Below are 6,267 nucleotides of genomic sequence, written 5' to 3'. Positions count from 1 at the left end.
GACACAGCGCCGGTGGCCACCCATGGCCCAAGAAATACCGACACGACAACAACCCCAGCGACCAGTCACTGCCTCACTCACGAAAGATCGAGGTTAGGGGTCGTGGGCCTTCTCGTTCCGGCTACGCATGGCGGTGCCGGCGCGACGATGACCGAGGCGGGCATCGTCGCCGAACAACTCGGCGCGATGGTCAACCCCGGGCCCTGGCTGTCCACGGCTGTCGCCGCACCACGAGTGCTTGTGCGCACGGGCGCGGGCGAGGAGGCGGCCGACCTGTTGCGAGGCATCGTCGACGGATCGACGCTCGTGACTCTGGGCCCGCTGCACGGTGCGCGACCCCGGGCCGACCGCTCCGGCGGGCCGTTCCGGATACAGGGAACGATCGACGCGCTACCCGACGCGGCCGCGGCCGACATCGTGCTCATACTCGCCGAACACGGCAGCGGCACCGGCCTTTTCGCAGTAGAGGCTGACGGTATCGCCGTCACCGCTCGCCCCCACGTCGACCCGACACGCAAGTTGTTCGATGTCGTCTTCGACGACACTCCCGCGCGCCATCTCGCGCCCGCAACCGAGGACGCGGTCGGCGCCGTCGTCGACGACGTGCTGATCGCCTACGCCGCAGATGCGTTGGGTGCCGCCGACGCGGTGATGCGACTCGCCGTCGGTTACGCCAAGGTACGCAAACAGTTCGGCAAGCCGATCGGCAGCTTTCAAGCCGTCCAACACCTGTGCGTCGACATGTTCGAGACCGTCGAGCTCGCGCGAAGCGGAGTGATGCACGCGTTATGGGCCGCTGACACCGCCGATCCGGCCGAACGTCACCTGGCAGCCCTGCGCGCGAAGGCCCTCGCCGGTCAACTCGCCGCGGTTGGTGACACCGCGATACAGGTTTTCGGAGGCATCGGGTTCACCTGGGAACACGATGCGCACCTCTACCTGAAGCGACTCCTCAGTTTCAGCGCCATGTTCGGCGGAACGGACTGGTATCTCGAAGAGGTCGGCCGAAGCGTCGTGGCCCGTGCGCGCGACCAGGAAGGGATGGAGCTGTGACAGGCGTACTGAGCGGCGTTCGCGTGGTGGAACTCGCATCGTGGACCTACGTGCCGTCTGCCGGGGCCGCGTTGGCGGACTGGGGCGCTGACGTCATCAAGGTCGAGGACGTGAAGGCGGGCGACCCCGGCCGGGCGTTGGTGATCGGCGGGTTCACCAAGGACGCCGCACGCGCGAAGGTGGACTTCATTCTCGAAATCGGAAACCGCGGCAAGCGCAGCATCGCACTCGACATCAAGTCCGACACCGGTCGCGAACACTTCGGGCGCCTATTGGCGACGGCCGATGTCTTCCTGACCAACTGGTTGCCCGGCCCCTTGGAACGGGCCCGGCTGACGGTCGACGACGTCCGGGCTTTCAACCCCAGAATCATCATCGCCCGCGGAACCGGCACCGGCGTGCGGGGCCCGGACCGCGACAAGGGCGGATTCGACGCCGCAACATATCTGTCCCGGGGCGGAGTCGCCTACACCCTGACGCCGTTCGGCACGGAGACACCGGCGGTACAGGGACCGGGGTTCGGGGACCTCCAGGGCGGCATCACGCTCGCCGGCGGCGTCTGTGCCGCACTGTTCCATCGGGAGCGCACCGGCGAGCCGTCGATCGTCGACTCATCGCTTCTGGCGCAGGCGATGTGGACCATCGCCCCGTCGATCTCCGTTGCGGACCTGTTCGGCATCGACGGTATCCCCGGTGCGCCACCCGGTCTCGCGATCAACCCCCTCGTCAACCGCTACAAGACGAAGGATGACCGGTGGCTTCAGCTGGTGTTTCTGCAGCCGGATCGGTTCTGGGCCGGTTTCTGTGCGCGCATCGGGCTGCCCGAGCTCGCCACCGACGAACGGTTCGTCCCGTCCAGCAACCTCATCGCGAACGCCACCGAGGCCTGCGCTCTGGTGGGCGAGGCGATCGCGGCCAAAGACTTGGCGCACTGGCGTGAGGCACTCGCTGATGAACCCGGGGTGTGGGCCGCGCTGGCCACCCCGAAAGAAACACTGAACGATCCGCAGGTCGGGCCGAACGGGTACGTCATTTCCAACGCCGACGACCACGGCAACGAATACCAGGTCGTCGCCGCACCTGTGCAGTTCGACGAAACCCCGCCGGAGCCGGCCCGGGCCCCCGAACACGGTCAACACACCGAGGAGATCCTGCTGGAGTTGGGCTTGGACTGGGACGACATCGCCACCGCGAAAGACCGAGGCGCGATCCTCTAGGAGAACCGATGAACCCGTCATCCGTGGAACGGCGCACCCTCGCGTCGGTGATCTACGAGCGCGAACCGCCGATCGCGCGGATCATCCTCAACCGCCCGGACAAGGCCAACACCAAGGACGCGAATCTGGTTCAGGACGTCGACGCTTGCCTACGGGAGGCCGACCGCGACAAGGAGATCAAGGTTGTGATCCTGAAGGCCAACGGCAAGGGGTTCTGCGGAGGCCACGTCGCGCGCTGGGGCCCCGACGAGAACCCCTACCCTGACTTCGGCGACACCTTCGAGGACTTGTACAAGGGCACGGCCGACCTGTTCCTATGGCCGACGCTGTACTTGTGGGAGTTTCCCAAGCCGACGATCTCGCAGATACACGGCTACTGCATGGGCGGCGGCATCTACCTGGGCCTGCTGACCGACTTCTGCGTCGCAGCCGACGACGCCTACTTCCAGATGCCGTTGGCGCAGAGCCTCGGTGAACCGGGCGGCCACACCATGATCGAACCGTGGCTACTGATGAACTGGCACCGCACCATGGACTGGCTGCTGCTTGCGCCGAAGTTGTCCGCGCACGAGGCGCTGGAGTGGGGGCTCCTGAACAAGGTGGTCGCGCCCGACGACCTCGAGGACACCGTCGAGGACATGGCCCGGCGCATCGGCCAGATCCCGCTCACCACGCTGATGGCGGTGAAGAACAACGTCAAGCGGGCGTACGAGCTGATGGGCATGCGCGTGCACCTGCAGGTCAGTCACATCCTGACCAACATGGTCGGCGCCGCCACCGACGTGCAGGACCGTCGGCGTCAGCTCATCGAATCAGGTTTGAAGCCAACAGAATTCATCGAACGCGAGAATTAGTCGCGGCGTGCCGGGCCGCGACGTAGCCGAAGATCATCGTGTTGGCGATGCTGCCTCCAGCGCCGAGGTACTTGCGACCCATCACGGTAGCGGTGATGTTTCCCGTCGCGTACAGCCCCTCGATCACGCGGTCGGACTCGTCGATCACCTGGGCGTGCTCGTTGGTGATCACTCCCCCGCACGTGCCGACGTCGGCCGGGAACACCCGAGTGGCGTAAAACGGGGGCCGGTTGAGCGGGCCCAGCGCGGCGTTGGGTTTGTAACCGGGGTCGCCGAGGCAGATGTTGTATGCCGACTGGCCGCGTCCGAAGTCGGGGTCGAGACCGTCGGCGGCGAACCCGTTGAAGCGCTCGATGGTCTGCGCCAGGGCCTGAGGCGGGACGTCGATCTGCCGGGCCAATTCGCCGACGGTGACCGCCCGTTTGACCGCACCCTGTTCGATGAGCGCCTGGGAGATACCGCGCTTCTTGAACGGGTTGGCACCCGACACATACCGACCGACGTAACCCTGGTCGAATACCTGCCAGCACGGGACGGCCTTCGCCGCGTACATCGCCTTACCCACCTCGACATAGGAATTCGACTCGTTGCAGAACCGCTTACCGCTGCCATCGACGTAGATCGCACCGGGCCGCTGACGGCCCGAACCCAGCGACGCGGCGCCGGGATCGGCGAGGAAAACCATTGGCAGCCACCAAGCCTCGTCCAGCAGGTCCGTCTTCGCTCCCAGTGCCATCGCCGTCCGCAGGGCTTCGCCGGTGTCACCCGCGTTCGCGATCGACCACTGACCGTCGTTGGGCTGACGGCCGCTGTAGCGGCGCCGCATATCGGCGTTGCGGCTGAATCCGCCCGCCGCGAGCAGCACACCCTCACGCGCTTGGATGTTCACCGTCGATCCGCCCCTGGCCACTCGGGCCCCGACCACCCTGCCGTCTTCGACGAGGAGATCGTCGAGTGCGGCTCCGGTCCAGATCGGCGGCTCGGGTCGCTGATCCAGCATGGCCTTGAGCATCTGGCCGATCAACGACGCACCATTGGTGAGCATTTCGCGCCGCCGCAACCGCGCCGCCCTGGTGCGCAGGAACACCCGCATCGCCGTGGCGAATGCCCGTGGGGAGCGGTTGAAGTACTGCACCGCGCGCAACTCGTTGGTCTTGATCACGAAGCCGTAGTTCTTGCCCATCGACGGCTGGACCCTGTCGCTCCAGGCCCCCAGAGCGGCCGCGTCGTACGGGACGCCTTCGACCGCACGGCCGGCGGCGTTGCCGCCCTTGTGGTTCGGGTAATAGTCGCTCCAACCGGGACACCGCACGAGCCGAACACCGCGGCGGACAAGAAAGTCGATCATCTCGTTGCCGGCGGTCAGGAACATCTCCCGTCGCGCGTACGACGACGCCTCGCCGATGTCCCCGACGACGTCCTCGAAGTACGCCATGCCGTCGGCGTGGGAATCCGGTATGCCGGCGGCCTTCATCAGCGGGTTGTCGGGCAGCCACACCATGCCGCCGGACATGCCGGTCGATCCGCCGATCAAGTCCTGCTTCTCGAGCACCAGCGGCTCCAGGCCCGAGTCCAGTGCCGTCAGCGCCGCGACCATCCCTCCCCCGCCGCTGCCGACGATCAGAAGATCGACCGACCGGTCCCAGCTCACCACGCCGGAACTCGTTCGCCCAGGCCGAGATCCGCGACCGGCACGTCGATGGTCGTGTTGGTCTTCTGGGTCGCCGGAACCAGGCGCTCGTACGGCAGACCGGCCAGGAACCCGTCGATGAGGCGTTCGAAATTGGAGATCAGGCCCTCGATCTGGTCCGACAACCGCATGTATTCGAACCCCTTGGCGTGCAGCCCTTTCTGTTGACGAGGCAGATTCGAGAAGTCCTGGCCCGGGATGGTCGGCCAGCTCGGATCGTCCGGTGCCAACGGTTCGGGGGGTGTGGGCCGGCCCGGGGAACGGTCACCGGGGTAGCGGGTGAGCGACCAGATCTCGAAGAGCGTCTCCTCGGGGCCCAGTGGGCGGATCCGGTACGACGATGCGCTGCTGTACTGCGGCAGCAGGAAGTAGTGGGGGAAGCAGAACCCGATCGGGTCGATGACGCCCCGGCGGTCCAGGTCGTTGAGGTCGGGGAAATCGCAGCCCCGGGACCGATGCCATTGGGTGACACCGTCATTGACGGCGCTCCGCCATGCCGTCAAGGCCTCGGCGGGGTCGTCCGGTAACGAGATGCTCTGCAATCCCTCGGCGACCCGCAGATCATTCTCGTGCGTCATGCCGCCCATCCCGGAGCCGAGGGTACGCATGAAGTGAAGGCTGCTCTGCACGACGGGGTGCACCGAGTTGGCTTCCGGCTGAAACGATGACGGCAGAAGTTGCGGATGGGTCTGGGGTACGTGGTAGCCCTCCATGAACGCCGCCGTTGCGAGCTTCCAGTTCACCGGCAACAGGCACGACTTCCACCACTCGGTGCGCAACGCCGCGACGTTCCACTCGTCGTGCCGGGAGGCGAAGGGTTCGACGCAGTCCCGCAGGGGCGGTGCGGTGTCGTCGAGGTTGATCCACGCACAACCGCCCCAGAGCTCGCAGCGGACCCTCGCGAGCGCCAGATCCTCGGCGCACATGTTGGTCTCGTCGAATGCGTCCTGTCGCAGTACGAACGTGTTCGTCCCGTCGAGACTCCAACACCAGCCGTGGAACGGGCAGACGAGGCTGCGACGCGAGCCGCGCCCCTCCACCAGTTTCATGCCGCGGTGCCGGCACGCGTTGTAGTACGCGCTTACCGTGCTCACATCGACCCGCACGACGATGACCGACTGGTCGAGAATCTCGTACTCGACGAAGTCGCCGGGTTGCGGAATCTCCTCCAGCCGGCACGCCATCTGCCACACCCGAGGCCAGAGCATCTCGGTTTCGAGTGCGTAGAAATCGGGATCGTAATAACGCTGTTTGGGTATCCGGTCGGCGGCCTGGACCCGCCACGGCACGGCAAGCGGTGTCTGGTCCCCAGGACCCGATCGCGAATCCACCCGCTCGCCCTCCTGCCCGCGACAACCGGCACGGCAGGACTAAACTAGCAAAAATAGCAAGAAAGCCCTAGGCCCGGTGCGCGGGCTTTCCGCTGCGGCCAGTGCCGACGTCGGACAAGTCG

Annotated in this window: 5 protein-coding genes; 3 read left to right on the top strand and 2 right to left on the bottom strand. The window is 66.3% G+C overall.

Annotated features, from left to right (window positions below):
• The 3 genes from RMCN_RS02350 to RMCN_RS02340 form a co-directional block, all read left to right on the top strand.
• Positions 1-1,053: acyl-CoA dehydrogenase family protein (locus RMCN_RS02350; protein ID WP_110765729.1), on the top strand; the 1,053-nt coding region annotated here is incomplete at its 5' end.
• Positions 1,050-2,270, top strand: a complete 1,221-nt coding sequence (locus tag RMCN_RS02345) for a CaiB/BaiF CoA transferase family protein (protein ID WP_067386988.1) — start codon at positions 1,050-1,052, stop codon at positions 2,268-2,270. The genes RMCN_RS02350 and RMCN_RS02345, both read left to right, overlap by 4 nt.
• Before the next feature lie 8 nt (positions 2,271-2,278).
• A complete protein-coding gene (locus RMCN_RS02340) occupies positions 2,279-3,124 on the top strand; it encodes an enoyl-CoA hydratase/isomerase family protein (protein ID WP_201028784.1) in 846 nt (281 codons plus the stop codon).
• Here the strand turns inward: RMCN_RS02340 and RMCN_RS02335 are convergent.
• The gene (locus RMCN_RS02335; protein ID WP_084377043.1) at positions 3,105-4,778 is read right to left on the bottom strand and encodes an FAD-binding protein; all 1,674 of its coding nucleotides are present in this window, start codon (positions 4,776-4,778) and stop codon (positions 3,105-3,107) included. The two genes, RMCN_RS02340 and RMCN_RS02335, sit on opposite strands and share 20 nt — an antisense overlap.
• On the bottom strand, positions 4,772-6,145 hold the full coding sequence (locus RMCN_RS02330) for an aromatic ring-hydroxylating oxygenase subunit alpha (protein WP_067386984.1): 1,374 nt from the start codon (positions 6,143-6,145) through the stop codon (positions 4,772-4,774). Before RMCN_RS02330 ends, RMCN_RS02335 begins: the two co-directional genes overlap by 7 nt.
• Positions 6,146-6,267 lie beyond the last annotated feature (122 nt).

It is taken from the genome of Mycolicibacterium novocastrense (genome assembly GCF_001570485.1).
Lineage (GTDB): Bacteria > Actinomycetota > Actinomycetes > Mycobacteriales > Mycobacteriaceae > Mycobacterium > Mycobacterium novocastrense.
Note: the sequence above shows the minus strand (reverse complement) of the source record. Positions and strands in the feature narration are given on the sequence as shown.